Below are 24,355 nucleotides of genomic sequence, written 5' to 3'. Positions count from 1 at the left end.
CACTGTTGTTTGATAGTGTTTAGTAATATGACGCTAATAGCGCACTACTTTTTATCAAACATAAGGCATAACAAATCTGGAGAGTGGTAAGCACGGACGACGTCTTACCCACCGAAGGGGAGAAAATACGCTATCATCAACGATAGGGCTCATACAACTGCCCAAAAATGATGATTCGTGTTGAAAATCTCAGGTCACAGGACAGATAGGGCTTTAGCTTAAACTGACGTATAGCGTTTGTTTGGCTTACGTCTTCATCTTTGCTTTCTGTGTCACCCTTTGATGTGATATTTGCGCCTTGCAATATTGCTTCTCGCTACTTTTACGTTGCGCATCACTCCCTACTCTGCCGAGTACGACTGATGTACACATAAGGATTTGTTATGACTGATACCCATTCTCAAGACTCTAACAGCAACCAAGCTCCTCAGCGCACCCCTTTTTACCAGTCTCATATTGATAGTGAGGGCAAACTGGTCGATTTTTCTGGTTGGGAACTGCCCATTCATTACGGTTCACAAATCGAAGAGCACGAAGCAGTACGTACAGATGCAGGTATGTTTGATGTCTCACATATGGTTGTGACTGACATCAAAGGCGCTGATACTAAAGCATGGCTACAAAAACTGCTCGCAAACGATGTCAACAAACTCACTACCGCTGGTAAAGCGCTGTACTCTGGTATGCTCAATGAGCAAGGCGGCGTCATCGATGATTTGATCGTCTACCTGATGAACGCAGAAGAAACTGAGTACCGTATTGTCTCTAACGCGGCCACTCGTGACAAAGACTTGGCACAGTTTAATAAAGTCGCTGAAGGTTTCGATATTGCGATTACCGAGCGTCCTGAGCTTGCTATGCTCGCCGTGCAAGGTCCAAACGCTATTGCAAAACTGGCTCAGGCCAAACCAAGTTGGGCGGATACTTTAGCAACACTAAAACCTTTCGTTGGTGCTGACTTGACCGATATCGAAGGCACTGATTGGTTTGTAGCTCGTACTGGCTATACTGGTGAAGATGGCGTCGAAGTCATTATGCATGCCGATAATGCCCCTGCTTTCTTTGAGCAGCTAAAAGCAAATGGCATCAAACCTGCTGGTCTTGGCGCACGCGATACCTTGCGTATGGAAGCGGGCATGAACCTTTATGGTCATGACATGGACGAAACCATCAGTCCTTACGAGTGCAACATGGGCTGGACGCTAGCACTAAAAGACGACCGCGCCTTTGTCGGCCGTGAAGCATTGGTCAGCAAACGTAAGCAGTCAAAAGAAGACAACACTGCCATGAAACAAGTGGGTCTGCTATTGACCACGCGTGGCGTATTGCGTGAAGGCATGACAGTGACTATCAATCAAGGCACTGATAACGAGCAAACTGGCATTATCACCAGTGGTACATTCTCCCCTAGCCTAAAAAATTCAATCGCGATTGCTCGTGTGCCTGCCAGCTTATCAGACGATGACAGTGTACAAGTCGATCTACGCGGCAAAGGTAAGTTCGTCGATGTACGCGTATTAAAGCTACCTTTTGTCCGTAACGGCAAGCAACAGTTTGACTCTTAGGTCTTATAAATTCTATCATTAGAGCGCGTTGTCATTTTGCACGCGAGTATAAAAATGACGACACGCCTAGCCTCCATTATTTTTGTTAATTAACCTCTATCACTTAGGAGAGAGACCATGAGCAACATCCCAGCAGAGCTAAAATATATTGCGAGTCACGAGTGGCTACGCCTAGAAGACGACGGTACGATCACTGTTGGTATCACTGACCATGCTCAAGATCTATTGGGTGATGTGGTATTCGTTGAGCTACCAGATGTGGGCGATATCATCGCTGTTGATGACGAAATCTCAGTTGTTGAATCAGTAAAAGCGGCTTCTGACGTTTATGCACCGATCTCAGGTGAAGTGGTTGCTATCAATGAAGGCCTAGAAGATGATCCTGAAATCATCAACTCTGACCCATATGGCGAAGGTTGGTTCTTCAGAATGAAGCCTGACAACATCGCTGACTACGAAGCACTAATGACTGCTGACGAGTACGAAAGCGACTTATAAGCTAAGCACGTAAGCTAAGCATGCTCTCACAAGACATTAGCATTTGTAAGACATTAGCTCGTACAAAGTACTAGCCCCGACTAAACATCATAGATACTGGCAGCAGCTGGTATCTATACTCTCTATTTAAACTGTTTGAACAACCTTTTTCATGAAAAGTATTGGCTCATTGACCATGCTTATTATTTGAAAGCAGCTTTATATATAGATCTCCAACAATCATTATCGTCCAATGTTATTGCTACCAAGCGTTATCTCATTGACTCGTATTGATCACCTATTCGAACCCCAATGAATACGTGCTATCAATAACGACGCAAACTGATAACCCAATTCTCAGCATGGATCCTAATATGAATGCCAACACCGATAATAAAGACCCCATTGCCACACCAAGCCATACGCCGCAGCTACAAGCATTTCGCGATATCGTAGAGTCACGCCGTTCCGTGCGCCGTTTTACTGACACACCTATCCCTGATGACGTATTGGCAGACTGTCTGCGTTTGGCCATGCTAGCGCCAAACTCTAGCAACCTACAGCCATGGGAATTTTATGTTATCGATGATGCTGACAATCGCAAACGTGCTGTCAAAAACTGCATGAATCAAAACGCAGCAAAAACATCAGCCCGTTTGATTGCCATCGTTGCTCGTACTGACGTTTGGCACGATCACGCTAAGCAAGTATTGCGCGAATACCCTGATCAGCCAGTGCCAAAGAAAGTGAAAGACTACTACAACAAAGTCGTCACGATGGACTTCTTGCGCGGCCCAGCCAACGTGGTTTCGGCTGCGAAATGGGGTGCTACGCAAGTGGTCAGACGCGTAAAAGGCCCAATTAAATCGCCTTACTATACATTTGAAGATACCAAAAACTGGGCAACCAATAACACCGCACTTGCCGCCGAAAACCTCATGCTAGCATTACGCGCTCATGGGTTTGATAGCTGTGCTATGGGCGGCTTCGATGAGCCTGCTATGAAGCGATTACTAGGCCTAGGCGACGATCAGCATATCATTATGATGATTGGCGCAGGTGAACGTGCTGACAATGGCGTTTACAACACTCAGTTCCGCTTTGATCAAAAACAGTTTGTGCATTACGTATAACTCACAACTCAAACTATGATTTTATAGTCAGTTCAATATGATTTAGATACAAGGAAGCCGAGTGAAAGTACTACAAGTAGTAGACTAAACGAGACTGACACCGTATCTAATTCATAGAGGATGGGCTATAGCTATTTTCTTTATTACTCCCTTAACCAAGGATTGTCATGACTATCTCTCAAAACCCATCGTTTGATACCTTTCAAGGATTGTTCAACGAAGCTGAATTTGTCTATCGCCACTTAGGTTCAAATGAGACCAAGCAAGCTGACCTACTCAGCGCTGTTGGTTATAAAGATATGCAAAGCTTTATCAATGACACTGTGCCTGAGCCAGTACGTTTGCACAAAGAGTTGGATTTGCCAGTGGCGATGAGTGAGCATGCTGCACTTGCCAAACTACGCACGATGGCAGACGACATCACTGTTAACAAAAGCTATATCGGTCAAGGCTACTCTCCGGTTCGTATGCCTGCGGTCATTCAGCGCAACGTTCTTGAAAATCCAGGTTGGTATACTGCTTATACGCCTTACCAAGCGGAAATCGCTCAAGGTCGTCTAGAAGCATTGCTGAACTTCCAACAAGTATGTATTGATTTGACTGGTCTTGAGTTAGCTGGTGCATCATTGCTTGATGAAGCAACAGCAGCGGCAGAAGCGATGGCGATGTCAAAGCGTGTGAGCAAAAGTAAATCAACACAGTATTTCGTCGATGAGCGTGTCTATCCACAGACGCTAGATGTTATTAATACTCGTGCGAAATACTTCGGTTGGGAAGTGGTCGTTGGTGATTTTGAAACCGCTAAATCTGGCGATTATTTTGGTGCGCTATTCCAGTATGTCGGTGCTGAAGGCGACGTTAAAGACTTAACAGACGTCATCAGTGCAGTAAAAGAAAACAAAACTTACATCAGCGTCGTCAGTGACATCATGAGCTTGGTGTTATTAAAATCACCAGCCGATATGGGTGCCGACGTAGCGCTAGGTAGTACGCAGCGTTTCGGTATTCCAATGGGCTTCGGTGGTCCACATGCCGCTTATTTTGCGTTCTCTGATAAAGCCAAGCGTTCAGCACCTGGCCGTATCATTGGTGTCTCAAAAGACGCACAAGGCAATACAGCACTGCGTATGGCTCTACAAACGCGTGAGCAGCATATCCGCCGCGAAAAAGCCAACTCAAACATCTGTACGTCGCAAGTATTGCTGGCCAACCTCGCTGGTATGTACGCTGTGTATCATGGTCCAGGCGGCGTGAAGCGTATTGCTACTCGTATTCATGCGTTTGCCACTGCGTTTGCTGATGCTATCACAGAATCTAACGACAGCAGCTTGAGCGTGGTACATGATCAATTCTTCGATACAGTCGTGGTTGATTGTGGTTCAGAGAAGCTTGCTACTCAAATTTTCAAAAATGCAGACAACGTCGGCTACAACTTATGGCGTATAAGCGACACCAAATTGAGCGTTGCCTTTAGTGAAACCAGCGATCAGCAAGATTTCAACACCTTGACTCAGTTGTTCGTCAATAAGTCACACGATCTACCTGAAACAGCTCGCGTCTCTCTAGATAGCGCACACCTGCGTACGGATGATATCTTGACTCATCCAGTATTCAACTCGCATCATACCGAGCATGAAATGCTACGCTACCTAAAGTCGCTTGAAGACAAAGATTTGGCGATGAACCGTAGCATGATTTCACTGGGTAGCTGTACCATGAAGCTAAACGCCACCAGTGAGATGCTACCGATTACTTGGCCTGAGTTTGCCAACGTGCATCCTTATGCACCGCGTGATCAAGTTACTGGCTATATCGCGATGATCGATAGCTTGCAAGATCAATTAAAAGCCATTACTGGTTTTGATGATGTCTCTATGCAGCCAAACTCTGGTGCCTCTGGTGAATATGCTGGTCTGTTAGCGATTCGCCGTTATCATGAGTCATTGGGCGAAACCAATCGCGATGTTTGCTTAATCCCGATGTCAGCGCACGGTACCAACCCTGCTACCGCTATGATGATGGGTATGCAAGTGGTTGTGGTCAAAACTGATGAAAACGGCAACGTTGATATCGATGATTTAACCGCCAAATGTGAAGAATACAGCGACCGCCTAGGTGCGCTAATGATCACTTATCCATCGACGCACGGCGTATTCGAAGAAGGCATCCGTCATATCTGTGATTTGACTCACAAGCATGGTGGGCAGGTTTATATGGACGGCGCGAACATGAATGCTCAGGTAGGCATGATGCAGCCTGCAGACGTTGGTGCTGATGTACTACACATGAACCTGCACAAAACCTTCTGTATCCCGCATGGCGGCGGTGGTCCAGGCATGGGCCCTATCGGTATGAAAGCGCATTTGGCAACGTTTATGGCCAACCATACCTTGAGCCCTGTACACAATGCACAAAAAGACTGCTCAGCAGTATCAGCAGCACCTTACGGTTCAGCGAGCATCTTGCCTATTTCGTGGATGTATATTGCTATGATGGGCCGTGATGGTTTATTAAAAGCAACGGAGTTGGCATTACTGAACGCCAACTACGTGGCAGCTGAGCTAAAAGGTCACTACCCTGTCCTATATGCAGGCAAAAACGGCCGCGTGGCTCACGAATGTATCATCGATATTCGTCCGTTAAAAGAAGAAACTGGCATCACGGAAAGCGATATCGCTAAGCGCCTGATGGATTATGGTTTCCATTCACCAACGATGAGCTTCCCAGTCGCTGGCACGCTTATGATTGAGCCAACAGAGTCTGAATCAAAAGAAGAGTTAGATCGCTTTATCAGTGCGTTAAAATCTATCAAAGCTGAAGCCATGAAGGCCAAAGCTGGTGAAGATAACTGGACGCTAGAAGATAACCCATTGGTTAATGCACCGCATACCGCAGCTATGATTACTAGCGAAGAGTGGACGCATCCTTACAGCCGTGAGACTGCTGCATTCCCACTGCCATACATCCGTGCAAACAAGTTCTGGCCAAGTGTCGCGCGTGTCGATGATGCGTATGGTGATAAGAACCTAATGTGCTCTTGCCCAAGTATCGAAAACTATATGTAATTATCACTTTCGATAGTTATTCTCTGTAGTAAAAAACCTCCAAGTCAGCAGCTGACTTGGAGGTTTTTATTTTGCTGACTTTTTATCTATTACATTAGCAGGTAATATTATGAATAAAATAAACGATAAGAACTCAATGTAATAAAAGCTTATATTGATAATAAGCTATTTATCTTAAATTTCTGAAGCAATCATTTGGACAATGCTATGCAACATAAAGCGCCTAAACAAAAAACTCGCGTCATTCTAATACATGGGTTGCATCAAACCCCATGGATTATGCAACCATTAGCCAAGCGCCTGCAAGCAGCAGGATTTGATACCCATCAGTATGGCTACCGTAGTATGCGTGATGGTATCAAAACCAATAGCGCCCGCCTAAATAGCTGGCTAGAAACAAACCATCATCCAGATCATCCTATAGATTTGGTCGGGCATAGTTTGGGTGGTTTAATCATTCGTGATTTTGTCGCTCAGTATCCAAAATGGCAAATTGGACGTTGCGTGACTCTAGGAACACCGCATATAGGCAGTGTTTGTGCAGATTATATCTGGCGATTGACTCCTGCTGTCGTAGGTCGCTCGTATGTCGACGCACTCGACGGTACAGTCGCACCATTGCCCAAACAAGTGACGCTAGGCGTCATCGCTGGCAACCGACCTTATGGTCTAGGTCAGCTGTTTTTGCAATATCACAATCGCAAACTGCGCAAATCTGACAAGCCACCCCTTAACGAGCAGCTTGCACATGACGGGACAGTATATATAGAAGAGACGAAAATAGAGTCTGCAGCTGATCATATCATCATGCCAGTCTCACATACTAGCATGCTAGTGAACCCGGAGGTCGCCGAGCAGACTCGATACTTTTTAGAGCATGGACGATTTAAACGCTAAGAGCTGTATGAATACTTGAGTGACAGTTTTCAGTCTTATCGAGCGCCGCATTGTCGAAAGATTCCTTATTGAACACGAATACCCATGCCCTGCTGCAGTTCGGTTTTATGCTTTTTGATGACTGGAATTAAGGTTTTAATGACCCAGTCGTTACGCCAACCTTTTAGCCCTTGCGGCAGTTCGCTCACATCTTTATCAAGAGCAACCACTTCATACAACTGCCCTAGCCATTTTTTACGCATCAATACGCTAGCAGGTATACCAATCTCACGCGCATGCTCATCAATCGCTTGCTGCACTGCTTTTGATAATACTTTATTTTTTGAGCGATATGGTGGCACTAGACAGTCTGGATGCTCTGTAGGCGGTAGACTCTTGGCATCTCTGATTACTTTCAGCAGCTCTTCGCCATATAGTCGCAGCATACTACGGTGCATGGTTGTTTTATGTGCCAGCTCTCGCATGCTGTTTGGCTTTTCAGTGACAATCTCTCGTACTGCTTGTTTTTTTATCACAAAGGTACGGGGTTGATTGGTCGCACGAGCCAGCTCTTCTCGCCATGTAGCAACCCCTTTGAGTATCGCCATTTGCTGTGAGTTATAGCGATAATCTGCCATCGTTAGATACATCGCTTCATCTTCGACGTGCTGCGTGTCATACAAATCACTGGCATAAAGCTGACAGTCAGCCCAAACATAATCGTACAAACCTTGAGCCTTAAGCGCATGCTCGATACTGAGATATAGCGCTGGCAAATAACGCACATCATCAATAGCATATTGCTCTTGTTCATCTGTCAACGGACGCTGGAGCCAATCAGACTGACTATGTTCTTTATCAATATGCATATCTAGCTGATCAGCCAGTGCCTGCTGATACCCCATTTGCAATTGACCCGTCAGGTAAGACAACGCTATTTGCGTATCAAAAATATTGGTCAACGGTGGACAGCCAGACAATAGATAAAAAATACCCAAATCTTCGCCGCAGGCATGCCAGATAGCCACATCTACTTTGCGTAGCGCTTCCCAAAGATCAGCCAGTTGCAACTGTGGTGCATCCAGCAAATAAACATGATCGCCAGTATTCAGCTGCACGAGTGCCAAGCGCGGATAATAAGTATCACGCTTAATAAACTCAGTATCTAAGGCTACGCGTCCACAAGTCGCTAAGGCATCAATAACCTCATCTAAATCGCCTTGCTTACGTACCCATGTAATAGCAACGTCATCAGCAATATCCAATAGTGAATCAATATCTAGCACCTCAGTACCTAGCACCTCAATATCAGGCACTTCAATATCTGGAGTATTAGTAGCTGACTCAGATACTGTAGTTACTGACATTGGCTCAGTATTAGCAGCTTCTTGTAATGAGCCATCATTGATATCAGAAGTATTTGATTGAGCTGAGGCGTTTGAAACGTTATTGGACACGGACAGATACCTGCATTAATAGGAGAAAATAAAACGCTAAACCGCGCCTTAATAGAATTAGAAAATAAACAATAATAAAGTAATTATAACAATTTCAAGAAATGAATTGGGTAAGACTTTGAAGCAATCAAAACGTTATAAAAAAGAACGATTTTGCATGGCTTGACCGAGCGTCATACTATCCAAATACTCAAGCTCGCCGCCCATCGGGACACCTTGTGCTAAGCGCGTCACTTTATTGACATGACGACTGACAGCCTCACTGATAAAGTGCGCCGTAGTCTGCCCTTCGACAGTCGTACCTGTTGCCAGTATCAGCTCTTCGACAGGTTCTTGCTTCACTCGCCATACTAGTTGATCAATATTTAAATCATCAGCGCTGACACCATCAATTGGCGATAGATGCCCGCCCAACACAAAATAACGACCACGGTAACCAGCTGTCTGTTCAATCGCCATCACATCTGCTGCCGTTTCGACCACGCATAGCAGACTGTCATCACGTCTAACATCTTGGCATAGCGGACATACAGCCTCATCACTAAAGCTATGACAACGCTGACATTCAACAATATCACGCATGGCTTCATCTAGTGCTTGGGCGAGCGCCATGCCTTGTGGGCGTTTTTTACTGAGCAGATGTAACGCCATTCGTTGGGCACTTTTTTGACCGACGCCTGGCAATATACGCAGCTGTTTGACCAGCTGATCAAATTTGGCTGTAAGCAAAGTAGCTTCCTTTAGTTGACTTTATCTAACTGAATTTATAAATCGTAGCTATAAAAATGGGGTCGTATCGTGTCGATAACAACCCCATTTTTATCTTTAGTATGAAGTATTTAATGCTTAAAACATACCTTGCATACCTGGTGGCAGACCCATGCCTGAAGTCGCGCCAGCCATTGTTTCTTCATACAGTGCATCTGCTTGACGAACCGCATCATTGATAGCAGCAGCGATAAGATCTTCGATCATATCTGGCTCATCTTCTAGCAGACTTGGATCGATGGTTAAACGCTTAACCACATGACGACCAGTCATCGTTACTTTAACTAAGCCACTGCCCGCTTCTGCTTGCACTTCTTTATTAGCAAGCTCTTTTTTAGCGCTTTCAACGTTTGCTTCTACTTTTTTTTGCATCGTTTGTGCTTGTTGCATCAATGCTTGAATGTTCATAGTTGCCTCTTTTGTTATTTATGGTTTGTATTTTATGCTAGTGCGTATAGTAAGGAATAATTAATAACGTAAAGTTAATGCAATGCGTTAGTGCAGATTATACCGTTATCTTTACAAACTGTCTAAACCACGTGCCAAGTCTTTGATAATATCTTCCACATCTTCCAGACCGACCGATAGACGAATCAGACCGTCTTTAACGCCAGCTTCGGCACGAGCTTCAGCAGTTAGACGGAAATGCGTGGTGGTTGCAGGATGAGTAATCGTGGTTTTGGCATCGCCCAAGTTATTGGTGATAGAGACCATTTGGGTTGAATCAATCACATGCCACGCCGCCGCTTTTGAGTCAAGGCTAGCAGATGGCTTAACTTCAAAACCCATGATAGCACCATAGCCACCTTTCATATGATGCTGACGTGTAGCAAGCTCGTGCGCAGAATGGTCACTCAAGCCTGAGAAATGCACAGTACTGACATTAGGATGATTGACCAAAAATTCTGCCACTTGATTGGCATTTTGGCAATGCGCTTGCATGCGTAATTTGAGCGTCTCAAGCCCCTTGGTAAATACCCAAGCATTAAATGGACTCATGCTGATACCGCCTGAGCGCACCACGGTAAACGCTTCTTGCATCAGTTTATCACTACCGACCAGCGCGCCGCCCAATACACGACCCTGACCATCCAAATATTTGGTCGCAGAGTGAATGACCACATCCGCACCCAAGTCTAGCGGGCGCTGCAATGCTGGCGTTGCAAAGCAGTTGTCAACGACGAGTAATATGTCATTGGCTTTACATAGCTGACTGAGATAACCAAGGTCGCAGATCTGCGCTAGTGGATTGCTTGGGCTTTCGCAATAGATCACCTTGGTGTTTGGTTGAATAGCATTTGCCCATGCCTCATTATCGAAGCAATCAACATAGCTGACTTCAACACCGAATTTGGCCATATAGTTGTTAAACAGACCGATAGATGAGCCGAATAATTGGTTAGCCGCGAGCAGATGGTCGCCCGCTTTTAGATATGCCAAGCACATGGTCAAAATAGCGCCCATACCAGAGGCCGTTGCAACCGCGCGTTCACCGTTTTCTAGTGCGGCTAAACGACGCTCAAAAGTACGTACGCTTGGATTGGTATGACGAGAGTAAACATTGCCTGTTTTTGTACCGTCAAAATGAGCAGCGGCATCAGCGGCTGAACGATAAACGTAAGAGCTGGTGGTAAAAATAGGCTCTGAATGCTCGCCTTCGTCCGTACGGTGTTGACCTGCCCGCACTGCGATGGTCTGCATGCCATAATCAAGCCCTAAATCTAAGGCATCATTGCGCCAGTTTGGATCTAACTTGTTCAAACTGCTCTCATCATGGTTTTGCGACTGACTCATAAACGTTCCGTTACTTTGGTTGGTATTTTATTGGTTAATATTTTATTGGTTGATCTTTTAATTTAAATAAAATGACTGCTTATTCTTCTGATTATCGACCGAATTCATCAGCGTTATCATATCATGTCGACTTATTCCACACAGCTGGTTTCAAATGGCCACTAAATATTATTTTCGAATACCAAAGATGTATCAATTCTACTACTTAAAATCTGCCACATATATAGTTAAACACTACTTAAAAAACGATGATTTCGTGCGCTAAATCTAACAAAAATAACGTATTTATAATAGGCAGATATCGCAACAGCTGCTAAGCTTAGCGACGATTTAGATTTTGCCACGCGTAATACAACAACAGTTTGGTAATACATCTAAAAAGAGTGACTTAAGCACTCTGAATCATTATTTGTCAGTACATTTAGGCTCATTAAGGTAAATTCGTTATGTCGATGTTCAGTATAGAACCAAGCAGCTTATCGTTGAGCCTAACCCTAGGACTGACTTTAGGGCTTAGTGCTTGCCAGAGTTTGCCCAAGCAGCCACATTTACCGGAAAGCCAAGCACTATCAGCACGTGTAGAGGCTCTATATTCAGATAAGCAAATGACGCAAGGTGAGACGATTAAGACTAGCAGCACTGACTTGGTCTCTGCCATTAGTGCGCAGAACGATATTCACCCTGATTTGTCTGGTTACCATCCAATCGTAACCGGAGCGAATGCTTTTGCGGCACGTAGCATCCTGACAGATATGGCCACGCGTAATATTGATGCGCAGTATTATATTTGGCATAACGATCAGGCTGGCCAGCTTCTGTTAAAAGATTTATGGGACGCGGCCGAGCGTGGCGTAATCGTGCGCTTATTGTTAGATGATTTTAATAACAGTGCCAAGTTCGATCAGCATTTATTACGCTTTGCCAGTCATCCTAACATTGCGGTGCGCATCATCAATCCTTTGATGCATCGTAAGTTTCCAACGTTGAACTATGTGACTGGTTTGCCGCGTATCAATCGCCGTATGCACAATAAAAGCATGACCTTTGATAAGCAGATTACTATCATCGGCGGGCGTAACATCGGTAACGAATACCTTAGCAATGACCAAAGCAGCCAATTTGCAGATTTGGATGTCTTACTTATCGGTAAAGTCGTTGCAGATATTGATAACAGTTTTTATGACTATTGGTCATCGCCTTTATCATTTGATATCGAGACCTTAGCGAAATTTGATGATGACGTTACGCCTGATTTTTTAAAGGCCTTAGATAAGCTCGGCCTGGATGAAGAAAACAACGAAGGCAGCAGCTTGACGGTTTATAAAGCTGCAATCAAAGACTCTACGATTGATAGTGACTTGATTAATAAGCGTGTGCCCTTTCGTTGGACCGACATGCAGTTCTTAAGTGATGATGTCGGCAAACTGAGTAAAACGGTTCCTGCCGATACCAACTTGGTTCATCAGTTGCGCAATTTGCTTGGTAGCCCAACCAAGAAATTGACGATTATTTCTTCTTATTTTGTACCGACCAAAGATGGCGTCGATACGTTGGTTAAGTTGGCTGAAGCTGGTGTCGATATTAAAATATTAACCAACTCATTTGATGCAACCGATGTAACTGCCGTTCATTCTGGTTATAGCCAGTGGCGTCCTCGCCTGCTTCGTTCAGGCGTCAAAATATATGAGCTAAAATCGACCGCTGCTGAAGAAAAACGTGATAACAAACTGTGGCGAGCACGTAGTCAATCTTCGACCAGTTTGCACGCAAAAACATTTGCAGTAGATGACTATCAAGTCTTTATCGGTTCATACAACGTTGACCCACGCTCTGCCAATATCAATACCGAAATGGGCGTGATTATTAATGATGATGAACTAGCAAGGCAGCTGCATGGCGCTTTGAGCGACGATCTATTAAATCAAGCGTATGAGGTTAAGCTACTAGAAAATGGTAACCTGCAATGGCACACCATGGAGAAAGGCGAAAAAGTAGTCTATGACTCCGAGCCACGAGTGGACATGGGTGACCATGTTTGGCTAACCATTATGTCTTGGTTGCCCATTGACTGGCTGCTGTAGATACATAACTTATTAATTTCGACAGTTCTAGAATATTTAGTTTTGCGACTCAGTTGTATTAAGTAAACAAAGTACTATTCAAAATGCTCTTATTTTAAACACCCAACTTATTGTTTCGGCAAATCATCTTTTATATATCTTGATTTGCCGTTTTTACCATGGCCGGTTATCCAAACGATGATCGTCTTAATGACCACTTTACTCTGTGGATATGTGATCTATTATGCCGTCTCGTTCTCAATACGCCCTAATGTCTACTAAAGACAAAAACATAGTGATGTTCATTAGCTTCATCAGCGCTGTGATATTTTTTGATTTTTTGATTTACTTGTATATCTCAGATATTGTTTCAGCGGCGATTTTTCCTGCTAATGCTGACCCTAGAGTTGCTAAATTGCAAGGAATGGGGCTTTTTGTTATCGGTTATTTAGCACGTCCAATCGGAGGTGTTCTCATCGGTCGTTATGGTGATATAAAAGGTAGAAAGCCCGTTTTATTGCTAAGTATCATAGTCACCGCATGTAGTCTCCTAGCGATGGCATTTTTGCCCACTTATGCACAGTGGGGCATCTTTGCGCCTGCTTTATTTATTTTATTAAGAATTATACAGGGTATGGCATACGGACTTTATGTTCCCTTATCTTGGGTATTTGTGGCAGAGCATGTGCCCAGACAGTATTTATCAGTAGCTTGTAGCTACGTGACTGCCAGCTTCTTTGTGGGTGTGTTATTCTCAAATGCATTTTTTATGTGGCTCTCTAGCTTTATGACCACAGCTGAGTTAACTGAGTACGGATGGCGCTTGCCATTTTTAGTGGCCGCTGTACTAAGTGCTTTGCCGTTATTGGTGTGGCGATTGGTTGGAGAGACGCCTTTCTTTTTAGCACTCGTAAAACCGAAGACAGGCAAAAATGCAGGCAAGCCGCTGACGTTACTCTTCAAACACTGCAAACATTCCATTTTTATCGGTATGGTACTGACACTAGTAATCTCTAGCATTTCTACTGTTATCGTTTTGCTATTACCGGACTTGATAGAGATAAACTTTTCGTTAGACAGTGATTTGTTCGGGTTCTCCCATAGCTTGGGCATCATATTTATAATTTTTGGCTGTATATTCTACGGGATGATTTCTAATCACGAGAATTTTGGTAAAGTGTTGGCAATCGGTTCAATTTTACTGATTGCTCAAATGTTGGCGTTCTTTTACCATTTACAGGCGGGCGGTGATTATATACTGATCATGTATGCGATTTTGGGCTTCTGTGCTGGCGTGATTGGTATGGTCCCTGCTATCCTTATAGAGCTGTTTCCGACCAATGTACGTCTCACCGGCGTTGCTTTTTGCAACAATGTCACACAGGGCATTACTGGTGTGCTAATACCTTTTGGTCTTGGATACGCCACGACTCTAGTCAGCTTTTCACCAGCACTGTACATTGCCTTTATTGGCTTTATCGGTATTATCATGGGGCTTTATTTTTATAATTTGCCCGAGTTGAAAAAGATTGACCATGTTATTGTATAAATAAATAGTCAATCGCCGCTTCGCATAACGCTTGAAGCTCTAGAAAATCTTGAAAATAAGGTGCAGTGGGTTGTCTCATCCATTGCACCTTCTCCATTTATTTAAGACACAAATATTAAGGCTTAATCACCATGGTTGATATGACCAACAAACGCCTCTCAGTTGCGCCAATGATCGATTGGACTACGACAGACTATCGTTATTTTGCGCGGCTGTTTAACCCGCATACCTATCTTTATACCGAGATGATCAGTACTGGCGCATTGATACATGGCAATCGAGCACGGCATTTGCGCTTTGATACGCTTGAGCATCCTCTTGTATTGCAGCTCGGCGGTGCAGACATCAGTGAGATGACACAATGCGCAGAGTTCGCTCAGCAGTATGGCTATGATGAAGTCAATATCAATGTTGGCTGCCCCTCAGATCGCGTACAGCACAATAAGATAGGTGCCTGTCTGATGGCAGAGCCTCAGACCGTCGCTGATTTGGTCAAGCATATGCAAGCCGCAGTCGATATTCCTGTGACGGTCAAACATCGTATTGGTATCGATGATTTTGATAGTTATGAGTTTATGGTGGACTTTGTGCAAACAGTGGCAGCGGCAGGTTGTACCCGCTTTATCGTACATGCGCGTACAGCATGGTTGCAGGGGCTCAGCCCTAAGCAAAACCGCGAGATACCACCGCTGCGTTACGATGATGTGTACCGTCTAAAGCAGGACTTTCCTGAGCTAGATATCGAAATCAATGGCGGCATCGATACAATTGAGGACATCCGAACGCACCTACAGCATATCGATGGCGTGATGATTGGTCGGGCGTTTTATCACAATCCTTATCTATTAGCAGAGGCCAATAGTTTATGTGATGAGGCAACTCCTGTGATGATACCTAAGCGCTCAGAGATTTTAGCGCAGCTATATCCATATCTCGAAGAACAACTCGCGAAAGGCGAAGCGTTGCCAACAATGACACGGCATTATTTAGGACTTTTTCAAGGTCTGATGGGCGCGCGTAAATGGCGTCAAGCCTTGAGCGGAAAACCTCAGCTGACAATTGATGATATTAAGCGAGCTGCCGATGAAGTGCTATCGTTAAATCCTGATGCGTAATCCTAACACGTCGCCAAATTTAAATATCTGACTGGCTCGATAGAATTTACATGCCAGCCATCGTTGTGGTCAGTATTTTATCTACGCCGCTTGCGCAATATACTGCCACATCGCTGCACCATTATTGATAATGTGCAGTACGATTGGCAGTAATATCGAGCCTGACTTAATCCGTGCATAGCAAAATATCAATGCTAACACTACGATGGTACTAATCTCGTAGATACCATACTGCACATGGATCACAGCGAATATCAAACTTGTCACAATACTGGCGACAATCGCCCCATAATTCGCTGAGTATGATGGTGCTGTGAACTGTTCCGCGATGGCTGACCACAATATACCACGAAAAATAACTTCTTCATAAATTGGTGCGACGACCACCATGGCAAAGACCAACAGCCAAACCGAAATGACAGACTGATAGAGTGGATCAACAAACACCAACGGCGTCATATCGAGTACATACGTCAGCGCCTGACTGGCAATCATAAATATTAGTAGTAGCCCCAACATTCCTATACCCACCGACGGTGAGAACGGCTTTAAGGCTAGGTATTGACGCAGACTGCAACCTTTTAAACGAATGATAAGCACGCTAATGGCCACTAGCAATATACAGCCGATAAGTATAGACAGGCTCACGACCGTTCCATCATTACTACCAAAATAGAATATACGCCCTATCGATGTCTTTTCATCGGTAGGTAATACCAGCTTGCCAGCGATATAGACACCTACTAACTGACTGATAAAAAACGCAAGCACCATTCCTACTGTCAGAACGAATGTACCCACGCGCGAAAATAGCGGCAGAGACTTAGCTGAGACAGTCGTACTAGATGGAACAGTTAGGTTTTTTGGCATAAAAATGTCACTTAAAAATACTCTGGCAGCTCATATCTATTACAAGCATGACTGATGATATGTTGCGTTTATTTTGACAATTGCTGCTTAATCAATCCTAGCACCTGCATTGAGACAGACTCTGGATGCTCAAGTGGGAACATATGCCCTCCTTCATGAGTTTCATAAGGAATACCCAAGCGCGATTTTATCTGCTGCGGAAAGCGACGTTTCAAAAAGATACTGTCTTGACCAATGATTAAAGTCACAGGTACTTTGGGGCCGCGGTTTGGTGCCAGCCAATACCAAGAGGGATTGGTACGGAACACAGCGACTTCGCTGGCTTTAGGGATAGCTAAGGTCACCTTGCCATCCGCGCGCTCATGCAAGCCGTGGTCGATATATCCTTGAAAGCTACGCTCATCGAAATTCTTGAAAAACCCTTTATGTCGCATTTTCTCATATGCTTCATCTCGGCTATCCCACACATCACGGCGATGTTTGGACACGCCAGCTGGTGACAGTTTGTCCATCAGACGGTTATTCATGAGCGGTAATCTGTCTGCTGTCTTTGCCAAATGCCATAACAAGCTGACTTTGCCATAAATCCAAGGCGGGTCCATAAGCACTGCTTGTGCAAACAATTCAGGCTGACGATACGTGGCCTGCAACGTACACATAGCCCCAAGCGAATGCCCTACTCCTACCACCTGCGCTACGCCATGCTTTTCGCAAGCACTTGTTACGCTATCAATGATTTGCTGTGTCAAACTGCGCCAATGATCGTCCACTGGATAATCAGGCGTATCACCCAACATCGCAATATACTCAATCGTAAAAAACTCTGACAGGCCTTCAAAAAACGGCTCATATACCGCGCTTGGCATTCCATTAGCATGAGCAAAATGCAGCACAGGTTTATTGGTTATTTTAGAGACAGGCAGTTTAGCAAAGGACTGCAAATTTATTTCATCACTCATGACAGACTCTCGTGGGATCGTTTATTTTATATATTATTTTAATGATTGAACCTTGTACCCTTATTAAAACCAACAGCATTAAAAATAACTTCTTCAAAACCAACCATGTTTATGTGGCAAGTTTGACGACTGTGTTTGATGGTTATAATTGTATAGCTAATTTAATCAGGCTATCACTCAGACCAAGGTTTTTATTTGGTATTGCATACAATTAAGGCTGAGCACAATTATATGCTCAGCCTTAACAATCATACACATTATATCTAAAACATAAAACGCTTAACGCATCTGCCCAGTGTTGCTTTCTTGTGGCAATACGTCGAGACTAACGCTGGAGCCAATACCTGCACCTAACTTCACTGCAAAACGGTCCATAAACATCTGGAACGGATCAGTTGGGCTGTAGCTGATGATCGTATCGAGATCTAGTTGCTTACTTAAACTTGTGATACTACCTGTTTTATCTGCTAAGCCTAGCTCAATAGACTGCTCCCCTGTCCAGAATAACCCTGAGAACAGTTTGTTTTGCTCAGGATTTTTCAGGCGGTCACCGCGACCTTCTTTGACAGCGTTGATGAAATGCTTGTGCGTGTTTGCTAGTACTTTTTCGACATGATTTTCTTCATAATCAGTCAACGGACGAGATAAGCTTAAGATATCTTTATACTCACCAGCCGTAATCGTACGATCTTCTACGCCAACTTTGTCCATCAAACCTTTAACGTTATAGCTTGGCATGATGACACCGATAGAGCCGACCAAACTTGATGGATTGACATAAATCTCATCTGCAGCAGACGCAATATAGTAAGCACCTGACGCACCGATATCACCAATCACCGCATAAAGCTTCTTGTCTGGGTACTCTTGGCGTAAGTCCATCATGGTCTGCCAAATCTCATCAGACTGTACCGGTGAACCGCCAGGTGAATTGATATCTAAGGCCACTGCTTTTGAGTTACTGTTTGCAAAAGCATCTCTCAAAGCTTCATTAACATCATACGCATTAGCCACATCATCATTACTGATAACACCTTGCAGCTCAACCACTGCCAAATGTGGATCGCTAGTATCGACTGCGTCCATACCTGTTGGCGCACTGCTGCAACCACGACCAAGGGTCAAAAATATCAATAAGATATAACCAAAGGTCAGTAGTTTAAAAAAGATACTCCAGCGACGAGCGCGGCGCTGCTCAACCACACTTGCTAATAACGTGTTTTCCAGCACCTTCCATTCTTGTCCACTTGGCGGGCTTGGTTGCTGCAGTTGCGTTGGCTGATTTGCCGAGTTATCAGGACGTTTGTTAGGGTCTGGTGGCCAGTTGGGCATATAACTTCCTAAGTTAGAAACAATCTAAAACAATAAAATGAGGTTGTCGAGAAATACAGTTAAAGCGATAGTGTATACCTGATACTTTTGCAGTATCAGTGACCTGTGTTAATAGTCAGTGACCTGTATTAATAGTCAGTGACCTGTATTAATAGTCAGTGACCTGTATTAATAGGCTGCTAAGTATGGTGGTATTTCGATAATGGTTCAATAGTATAACTGTGAAATATCACTATATTGTAACGCTGATAATATAAGCCTTATTTTTGAGGGTTAGTAGTCTCGGCATTGGGGATGCTATTAATGTTATTTAGCGATTTAGTTATTTAACAATAATGCATCTTATAGTAGCTTATTATCGTAAGTGATAATTTCATCGATTCTCTGACGACTTACGACATCAGCCGTGATCTGCGAGTCACTATGACCAAGCCACTTTATATTTTTGAATAGCATATTCTCATTATTCGATTCAACTGAACATAGTAATGACCACATTTGCCAAACGCGTTGATGAGTAGCAGTATCTAGAATCAGACGTGACTGGGACTCTGACTGTTTGCTAGTTAACTGGTTAGATGCTATTTGTGTTTGAGGACTGACAGGTGAATTGGCAGGTAACGAATTGAGTGGGTCTGCCGCATTGTATCTTAGAACGCGTATTGGCAGATTAGTATCAAGAGCAATCGTACAATCCCAAACATTGGTATCACCTATTTTGGTCCAACCAGTGATGGCCTGTACTGACAACTCATCGTTGGCCGACTGCCATATTTTGCCTTGCTCACAACGTTGGGCACTGATAGTGGGCGTATCTTCAGACTGCTTAACTGTTTTGTAAGCTTGCTGAAATGCAGACCAACGATCAGAGCGCCCTGCTTGCCAATATTGGCTAATGGATAAACGACTATTTAATTGAGCAACGGTCATCGGTAGTAATTCAGAATTTTTGGTATTAGCAGTATTCTTATCGTCAGGAATTAACGTATCAGTCAGGCCGGTACTGCTACTCTGTACGACAATACTTTCTAAATTATTGACAGATAAACTGCCCAGCTGCTGCTTTAAATTTTCAGATAATTTGTCTGCTGTCAGGCTGCTTGACATCGTTCGTGTAGAGGTTGGTCTATGATCAGCTAAGAACAACCAATTGGTACTGTCTTCATTGGCGGTAGGATATTGTAGCAATGCTGCCGTTATATACGAATCACCCGTTGGCAAAATATATAGGGTCGGCATCGTGACAAATGACTGCTGATTGGCATACACCGTCATCATCAACAACGTTAATGGTGGCAACGTCAACCAACGGCTGAGTAAACCTCGTGGCAGTAGCCAAGGCAATGCGCTTAGCAAAGCCATCGATAGTATCGCGATATTAACTGGTGTATAGAGCCACGCATCCGATAGTGCTGGCAATGACGTGAGCCAACTCATCAAATCGTGTAGATAACCGACAATCGTACTAATAACCATCCAGAGAATATCAGCGATACTCGGCACCAGTAGGTAACACAGCCCGGCTAATAAATTGAGCGGTACAATCACCCAACCAAATAGCCCGATGGCAAATAAGTTGATAAAAAGGCCCCATAACGATGCCCTACCGAATAAAAGCAACGTCACGGGTAATAAAGTAAGAAACAGCCAAAACTGTAGCTTAAACACTCGCTTGATCGTTTGCCAAACACGGTTAGATAGCGCGTTATTGATATGAGCACGCGGCTTATCATCGTATAAACTCGTTGTAGCAGTAGTTTGGTGCTCATACGACGTATCGTCATACTTGAGTAATAACGCCACTGCGATAAAAGACAGCCAATATCCCGCCTGCCACAGTACGTAAGGGTCATGCCAAGCCATCAATACAGCCAGTGCCAATAGCACGCGCATCGTACTAATAGGAAGCAATGTTAATCTGATGAATCCAATCGCTAATAACATCCAAGCCGTACGAGCAGCAGGCACGTCAAAACCAGTAAATAACGCATAAATGAAAGCAGCACCAATCATTACCCACCAGCGCACTTGCCAGCGCGGAATACGACGATAAATCGCTGAATAATTACGATCAAACAGCAGTACAACTATGCCTGCCAATACAATAGCTAAAAACAGTACGTGCGTGCCTGAAATAGCGAGCAGATGTGAGATACCCGCCAGTTGATATAAATCCTTAGTATCACGATTAATCAAGCTACGATCACCCGTGAGCAGACTTAATGTCACGGATTTTGCTTGTTGCTCTGCTGTCGTTTGTGCTGACCAGTCTTGATAGAAATGCTGTCGTAATCGCCAACGCCCTTGATCAATACGTATACGAAAGCGCTGAAGATATGAGTCAGAATCTAGCGACTGCTTCGAATATTTTTCATCGCTGATTTCATTGCTAATTTCGTTACTGTTTACCAATGTAGGGCTAACGGCCAAAATATTTGCAACGCCATCAATATGCCGACCTCGCAACCAGCGATAACTGTCAAAGCCAGTAGGATTATTGCTTGCTTGCTCAGAAGTAGCTAACGGCGCCAGTGCTAGGCTCATGAATATCTCATCACCGGGCTGCAAATCGTTTAAGGCTGCAAACTGGCTATCATTTGCAGACTTTCTTGGATAGGCGTTAAGTAGGACTCGGTGTTCGCTAACTTTGAGACTAACTTCATTGGGATTAACATCGTAATTTCTGCTTAGGCTATTTTTATTCACATCTAAGTAGTCGGATGTTTTAGTTGCTAACTCTTGGGGCGTTAGCTCAGCGACTAATGGAGCGATATTCGTTATCACCGCTACTTGGCGATATCCGCTGTCTATAGTGGCATCATAAACACTGTCGCTCAACCCTTCGATACGCACGAGTGCTTGTACTCGTATCGGAACAGTAATTTCAGTGGTTTCTGCTTGTTGATGAGTAACCAAAGCTTGCAGTGCGCTACCTATCACTAACGCAGTCGCTAACAAAGCCAAGAACAAGTATCTAATAATTCGGAAAGGAGGTTTAGTATGACGAGATGCATTGTTAAAGGTATTGTTATCAGCGCTGTGGCTGTCTATCGAGGGTATGTTGAATTGAGCAGACGCCAGCAGAATCGTGGCAAATATAATAAGCGCCGAAGACAGATTGGACGGATCCATCATATCTAGCAAGGATAAGTCAGTTGGCAATATCACATTATCTGCGACTGCCAATACGCCCATCATCACTATAATTATGAGGCTACCAATCAACCAGTACACCAGCACTCCTTGCTTGATGACTTAAATATTATTCGGCCAAATATGGTGACTTACTATAGCAAATGGTACGCGATGCAATAGCATTTATATTTATATTGCCCTATACTGAGGCAACGTATTAGGTGGTAACTATCTGACATCACCATTCTGTGTGTTCTAACCTTTATCCTACTCACCATATATTACTTTATACCAGCTTCTCAATACCATTGAGTAGACTGTAGTTAATGATTAAAGGCGATCCTGTGCCCCAAAAACGTCTAAAAGACCTACTTCCTACACCAGAGAAAATCTTAGAAAGTCGCACTTTAAAGCTGTTTGCACCGCACTTAGCTGATCCAAGGTTATGGCATTTCAATCGACACAGCCTAAATAAGGCCGTCTATATCGGTGTACTAAGTGCATTTTTTCCGCTGCCAGGACAGATGTTACTGGCACTTATTGGCTCGCTTATTTTTCGTGCCAATGTCCCTATGGCGCTTGGTTTGACATGGATTACCAACCCAGTCACTAGCTTGCCAATATTTTATGCTGGATATTATATCGGTGCAAAGATCATTGATGCACCTGTGATTAGCTTGCGATTCATCGGTAGAATGATTGCGGACTTTAGCTTATGGGCATTATCAAACGGTGCCAATCCTTTCATTACTTATCGCGGTACAGTATCGCTTGCTGCATTTTGTATCGGGCTAACGATTTTAGCTGTGGTCACCAGTCTTATTTGCGGTTTGGCATTTAAGGCCATTTGGCGTTATAAAACCGTGGCTAGCTGGCAGAAACGTCAGCAAAAACCTTCTGACGAATCTGACAAGTTATAAGGCAATTTATCTTTGTTATACGGCTATAACGCTTATGCCCTAGATAAACTAAGCTAGCGCAGCTTATTCTTCTTTACTGTTCTCTATAGCATTTAAGACTTTGTCAGTAAAATCGCTATCCATCGGTACGATCTCAATGACTTCATCATTTTTGCAGAGCGTATAACGCTTACCTGTCGCGCTATCTTGGACTTTTAGGTCGTAATCAACCCCAGCCAAAGTGATGGCGTCAAACACAGGTGTCAGTAGCTCGGTTTGAGCCTGCCTATCGAGCGTTTCAAACAAAGTTGGATCGATGTAAGGCTTTAACGGCTCATCACCCTCTTCCGCACTGCCAAAAGCCGCAATTGGATTATCATCTTCACGCATTTTACGCATCCTTATAAAATAGATAAGGCGGCTGGCTCACAACCGCTTAATCGCTAGTTTCTATGATATATTTTCTTAATAATACAACAATAACTCTTCAATATGGCAGCCACCACATCCATAACAAACGCCAATAGATGGCGTTTCGGTCAGTTTTTCGACCTAATATAAAAAATTATTAATACTGTTCCCAATGCCCATTGCGTAGCAACAACTGACGGTCAGCAAGAGCAGCTAAATTGCGATCATGCGTTACCATAAGTAGCGCCGTTTGCATGGTGCTTTGTAATTCTGACAACAGGCCAAATACGCTCTGCGCATTGTCATAATCCAAGTTACCTGTTGGCTCATCTGCCAAAATAAGCGATGGCTTAGTCACTAGCGCGCGTGCAATCGCTACACGTTGGCGCTCGCCACCTGATAGCTCACCTGGTCTATGCATCAAACGATGCTCAAGACCGACATTTTCCAAAATCTCAACCGCCTGCTTACGAGCATCAGTCGTTGATACTTCTGGACGCATGAGCAATGGCATAGCTACGTTTTCGATTGCTGTAAACTCTGCCAACAGGTGGTGAAACTGATAAATAAAACCCAAATGCTTGTTACGCATAGCTCCACGCTCAGTTTCATTCATGCTATTTAATAGCTGACCATGCAACCAAACCTCACCACTGGTTGGCGTATCTAGACCACCAAGCAAATGTAGCAACGTACTTTTACCTGAACCACTGGTTCCAACGATAGCGATGCGCTCACCCGCATGAACAGTCAGATCAAGACCAGTCAATACTTGTGTACTGACCGCGCCTTCATCATATATCTTATTGATATTGGTCGCCTCTAAAATGGCAGACATAGCGCTTCCTTTATTTTATTTATTTCGGTATTTATTTCAACATTTAGGCGTT

The 24,355-nt window shown here is 43.9% G+C and carries 19 protein-coding genes and 1 riboswitch; of the genes, 9 read left to right on the top strand and 10 right to left on the bottom strand.

What is annotated here, in order from left to right:
* Nucleotides 1-66 precede the first annotated feature (66 nt).
* Nucleotides 67-215: riboswitch (glycine riboswitch) on the top strand.
* A gap of 168 nt (nt 216-383) precedes the next feature.
* The 5 genes from gcvT (at nt 384) to ACI2IW_RS03965 (ending at nt 7,137) form a co-directional block, all read left to right on the top strand.
* The gene (gcvT, locus tag ACI2IW_RS03985) at nt 384-1,565 is read left to right on the top strand and encodes a glycine cleavage system aminomethyltransferase GcvT (protein WP_404692718.1); all 1,182 of its coding nucleotides are present in this window, start codon (nt 384-386) and stop codon (nt 1,563-1,565) included.
* 117 nt (nt 1,566-1,682) lie between these two features.
* Nucleotides 1,683-2,063: a glycine cleavage system protein GcvH gene (gene gcvH, locus ACI2IW_RS03980; protein WP_404692717.1), complete on the top strand. Its 381-nt coding sequence runs from the start codon at nt 1,683-1,685 to the stop codon at nt 2,061-2,063.
* 353 nt (nt 2,064-2,416) lie between these two features.
* Nucleotides 2,417-3,175: a nitroreductase family protein gene (locus ACI2IW_RS03975; protein ID WP_298807257.1), complete on the top strand. Its 759-nt coding sequence runs from the start codon at nt 2,417-2,419 to the stop codon at nt 3,173-3,175.
* A 167-nt stretch (nt 3,176-3,342) separates the two neighbouring features.
* A complete protein-coding gene (gcvP, locus tag ACI2IW_RS03970; RefSeq protein WP_404692716.1) occupies nt 3,343-6,240 on the top strand; it encodes an aminomethyl-transferring glycine dehydrogenase in 2,898 nt (965 codons plus the stop codon).
* A gap of 207 nt (nt 6,241-6,447) precedes the next feature.
* Nucleotides 6,448-7,137, top strand: coding sequence for an esterase/lipase family protein (locus ACI2IW_RS03965; RefSeq protein ID WP_404692715.1), 690 nt, complete (start codon nt 6,448-6,450; stop codon nt 7,135-7,137).
* Nucleotides 7,138-7,202: 65 nt separating this feature from the next.
* Here ACI2IW_RS03965 and ACI2IW_RS03960 read toward each other — a convergent pair whose 3' ends face one another.
* The 4 genes from ACI2IW_RS03960 to ACI2IW_RS03945 form a co-directional block, all read right to left on the bottom strand.
* Complete coding sequence (locus ACI2IW_RS03960; RefSeq protein WP_404692714.1) at nt 7,203-8,573, bottom strand: ribonuclease D; 1,371 nt, start codon at nt 8,571-8,573, stop codon at nt 7,203-7,205.
* Nucleotides 8,574-8,708: 135 nt separating this feature from the next.
* Nucleotides 8,709-9,302 (bottom strand): recombination mediator RecR, encoded by a 594-nt coding sequence (gene recR, locus ACI2IW_RS03955; RefSeq protein WP_057760773.1) that lies wholly within the window; start codon nt 9,300-9,302, stop codon nt 8,709-8,711.
* Nucleotides 9,303-9,419: 117 nt separating this feature from the next.
* Nucleotides 9,420-9,749 carry a YbaB/EbfC family nucleoid-associated protein gene (locus ACI2IW_RS03950; protein WP_404692713.1) on the bottom strand — a complete coding sequence of 110 codons (330 nt, stop codon included), beginning with the start codon at nt 9,747-9,749 and terminating at the stop codon, nt 9,420-9,422.
* Between the two features lie 111 nt (nt 9,750-9,860).
* Nucleotides 9,861-11,135 (bottom strand): O-succinylhomoserine sulfhydrylase, encoded by a 1,275-nt coding sequence (locus ACI2IW_RS03945; protein WP_404692712.1) that lies wholly within the window; start codon nt 11,133-11,135, stop codon nt 9,861-9,863.
* 446 nt (nt 11,136-11,581) lie between these two features.
* Between ACI2IW_RS03945 and ACI2IW_RS03940 the strand changes: the two genes are divergently transcribed.
* The 3 genes from ACI2IW_RS03940 (at nt 11,582) to dusA (ending at nt 15,859) form a co-directional block, all read left to right on the top strand.
* The gene (locus ACI2IW_RS03940; protein WP_296211625.1) at nt 11,582-13,216 is read left to right on the top strand and encodes a phospholipase D family protein; all 1,635 of its coding nucleotides are present in this window, start codon (nt 11,582-11,584) and stop codon (nt 13,214-13,216) included.
* 223 nt (nt 13,217-13,439) lie between these two features.
* A complete protein-coding gene (locus ACI2IW_RS03935) occupies nt 13,440-14,744 on the top strand; it encodes an MFS transporter (protein ID WP_404692711.1) in 1,305 nt (434 codons plus the stop codon).
* 131 nt (nt 14,745-14,875) lie between these two features.
* Nucleotides 14,876-15,859, top strand: coding sequence for a tRNA dihydrouridine(20/20a) synthase DusA (gene dusA / locus ACI2IW_RS03930; protein ID WP_404692710.1), 984 nt, complete (start codon nt 14,876-14,878; stop codon nt 15,857-15,859).
* Nucleotides 15,860-15,940: 81 nt separating this feature from the next.
* On the opposite strand, the gene ACI2IW_RS03925 is transcribed toward dusA, so the two are convergent.
* The 4 genes from ACI2IW_RS03925 to ACI2IW_RS03910 all read right to left on the bottom strand — a co-directional run bounded on the left by ACI2IW_RS03925 (nt 15,941) and on the right by ACI2IW_RS03910 (nt 22,254).
* A complete protein-coding gene (locus ACI2IW_RS03925) occupies nt 15,941-16,729 on the bottom strand; it encodes a lysostaphin resistance A-like protein (protein ID WP_404692709.1) in 789 nt (262 codons plus the stop codon).
* A gap of 68 nt (nt 16,730-16,797) precedes the next feature.
* Nucleotides 16,798-17,688: an alpha/beta fold hydrolase gene (locus tag ACI2IW_RS03920; RefSeq protein ID WP_404692708.1), complete on the bottom strand. Its 891-nt coding sequence runs from the start codon at nt 17,686-17,688 to the stop codon at nt 16,798-16,800.
* Between the two features lie 279 nt (nt 17,689-17,967).
* Entirely contained in the window at nt 17,968-19,020 is a 1,053-nt protein-coding gene (gene sppA / locus ACI2IW_RS03915) for a signal peptide peptidase SppA (protein WP_201547820.1), read from the bottom strand.
* A gap of 342 nt (nt 19,021-19,362) precedes the next feature.
* Nucleotides 19,363-22,254 carry a ComEC/Rec2 family competence protein gene (locus tag ACI2IW_RS03910; RefSeq protein ID WP_404692707.1) on the bottom strand — a complete coding sequence of 964 codons (2,892 nt, stop codon included), beginning with the start codon at nt 22,252-22,254 and terminating at the stop codon, nt 19,363-19,365.
* A 245-nt stretch (nt 22,255-22,499) separates the two neighbouring features.
* Here ACI2IW_RS03910 and ACI2IW_RS03905 point away from each other — a divergent pair, with 245 nt between their 5' ends.
* Entirely contained in the window at nt 22,500-23,075 is a 576-nt protein-coding gene (locus ACI2IW_RS03905; protein ID WP_227522947.1) for a DUF2062 domain-containing protein, read from the top strand.
* 63 nt (nt 23,076-23,138) lie between these two features.
* Here the strand turns inward: ACI2IW_RS03905 and ACI2IW_RS03900 are convergent, their stop codons facing one another.
* Nucleotides 23,139-23,444: a hypothetical protein gene (locus ACI2IW_RS03900; protein ID WP_404692706.1), complete on the bottom strand. Its 306-nt coding sequence runs from the start codon at nt 23,442-23,444 to the stop codon at nt 23,139-23,141.
* 178 nt (nt 23,445-23,622) lie between these two features.
* On the bottom strand, nt 23,623-24,303 hold the full coding sequence (lolD, locus tag ACI2IW_RS03895) for a lipoprotein-releasing ABC transporter ATP-binding protein LolD (RefSeq protein WP_057760792.1): 681 nt from the start codon (nt 24,301-24,303) through the stop codon (nt 23,623-23,625).
* Nucleotides 24,304-24,355 lie beyond the last annotated feature (52 nt).

Source organism: Psychrobacter sp. NPDC078501 (genome assembly GCF_044900935.1).
Lineage (GTDB): Bacteria > Pseudomonadota > Gammaproteobacteria > Pseudomonadales > Moraxellaceae > Psychrobacter.
Note: the sequence above shows the minus strand (reverse complement) of the source record. Positions and strands in the feature narration are given on the sequence as shown.